Consider the following 2,500-nt stretch of genomic DNA (forward strand, 5'->3'; position numbering starts at 1 on the left):
CGGATTGCGCGGGTGGGCATTGGCAATGAGAACGATCAAGTGTCTTAAGGGCAATTGGTGGATGCCTTGGCATGCACAGGCGATGAAGGACGTGATACGCTGCGATAAGCTACGGGGAGGTGCGAATACCCTTTGATCCGTAGATTTCCGAATGGGGAAACCCACCTAAGGTACTTGGAAAATCAGAGCAGCAGGGTGACTTGCTGCTGTGGTTTCCAAGTATCGATAATAGGTAACTTACCCTGAATACATAGGGGTAAAGTGGCGAACGCGGGGAACTGAAACATCTAAGTACCCGTAGGAAAGGACATCAACCGAGACTCCGGAAGTAGTGGCGAGCGAACCCGGACCAGGCCAGTGGCGATGATGAGACAAGCGGAACCTTCTGGAAAGTAGGGCCATAGTGGGTGACAGCCCCGTACGCGTAATGCAAATCATCGTCCTCGAGTAAGGCGGGACACGTGAAATCCTGTCTGAAATTGGGGGGACCACCCTCCAAGCCTAAGTACTCGTGCATGACCGATAGCGAACTAGTACCGTGAGGGAAAGGTGAAAAGCACCCCGACAAGGGGAGTGAAAGAGTACCTGAAACCGGTTGCCTACAAACAGTGGAAGCCCAAGGTTCGTCCTGGGTGACCACGTACCTTTTGTATAATGGGTCAGCGACTTAGTGTGACGAGCAAGCTTAAACCGCTAGGTGTAGGCGCAGCGAAAGCGAGTCTGAATAGGGCGTTCAGTTCGTCGCATTAGACCCGAAACCGAGTGATCTAGCCATGAGCAGGTTGAAGGTAAGGTAACACTTACTGGAGGACCGAACCCATAACTGTTGCAATAGTTCGGGATGACTTGTGGCTAGGGGTGAAAGGCCAATCAAACTCGGAAATAGCTGGTTCTCCGCGAAATCTATTTAGGTAGAGCGTCGACCGAATACCCCAGGGGGTAGAGCACTGGATGGGCTAGGGGTCCTCACCGGATTACCAAACCTAACCAAACTCCGAATACCTGGGAGTACTAGTCGGCAGACACACGGCGGGTGCTAACGTCCGTCGTGAAAAGGGAAACAACCCTGACCTACAGCTAAGGTCCCCAAGTTATGGCTAAGTGGGAAAGGATGTGAGGATCCCAAAACAACCAGGATGTTGGCTTAGAAGCAGCCATCATTTAAAGAAAGCGTAACAGCTCACTGGTCTAAATAAGGGTCTTTGCGCCGAAAATGTAACGGGGCTAAAGCCATACACCGAAGCTTAGGGTTTGGTCCGCAAGGGCCAAGCGGTAGCGGAGCGTTCTGTAAGCTGATGAAGCCATACCCGTGAGGGGTGGTGGAGGTATCAGAAGTGCGAATGCTGACATGAGTAACGTAAGGGGAGTGAGAGACTCCCCCGCCGAAAGACCAAGGGTTCCTGCTTAAAGCTAATCTGAGCAGGGTTAGCCGGCCCCTAAGACGAGGCGGAAACGCGTAGTCGATGGGAACCACGTTAATATTCGTGGGCTTGGAGGTAGTGACGGATCATTGAGGTAGTCCAATCTTATCGGATTGAACGGGCTGCTGCGTGGTTCCAGGAAATAGCTCCTCCTTATAAACCGTACCCGAAACCGACACTGGTGGTCTGGTAGAGTATACCAAGGCGCTTGAGAGAACTATGCTGAAGGAACTCGGCAAATTGCACGCGTAACTTCGGAAGAAGCGTGACCCTTTTCTACGCAAGTAGAGGAGGGTGGCACAGACCAGGGGGTAGCGACTGTTTATCAAAAACACAGGGCTCTGCGAAGTCGCAAGACGACGTATAGGGTCTGACGCCTGCCCGGTGCTGGAAGGTTAAGAGGAGGGGTGCAAGCTCTGAATCGAAGCCCCAGTAAACGGCGGCCGTAACTATAACGGTCCTAAGGTAGCGAAATTCCTTGTCGGGTAAGTTCCGACCTGCACGAATGGCGTAACGACTTCCCCGCTGTCTCCAGCATAGACTCAGTGAAATTGAATTCCCCGTGAAGATGCGGGGTTCCTGCGGTTAGACGGAAAGACCCCGTGCACCTTTACTATAGCTTTACATTGGCATTCGTAGTGGCATGTGTAGGATAGGTGGTAGGCTTTGAAACCTGGGCGCCAGCTCAGGTGGAGCCACCCTTGAAATACCACCCTTATTACTATGGATGTCTAACCGCGGCCCGTTATCCGGGTCCGGGACAATGTATGGTGGGTAGTTTGACTGGGGCGGTCGCCTCCTAAAGAGTAACGGAGGCGCGCGATGGTGGGCTCAGAACGGTCGGAAATCGTTCGCTGAGTGCAATGGCATAAGCCTGCCTGACTGCGAGACTGACAAGTCGAGCAGAGACGAAAGTCGGTCATAGTGATCCGGTGGTCCCGCGTGGAAGGGCCATCGCTCAACGGATAAAAGGTACGCCGGGGATAACAGGCTGATGACCCCCAAGAGTCCATATCGACGGGGTTGTTTGGCACCTCGATGTCGACTCATCGCATCCTGGGGCTGGAGCAGGTCCCAAG

The 2,500-nt window shown here is 53.2% G+C and carries 1 rRNA gene (running past one end of the window); it reads left to right on the forward strand.

Features of this window, described 5'->3' with window-relative positions:
• Nucleotides 1–33 precede the first annotated feature (33 nt).
• Nucleotides 34–2,500 (forward strand): 23S ribosomal RNA (locus AC56QQ_RS06990); it runs 343 nt beyond the window's last position.

It is taken from the genome of Mesorhizobium sp. RCAM 05099, assembly GCF_059683685.1.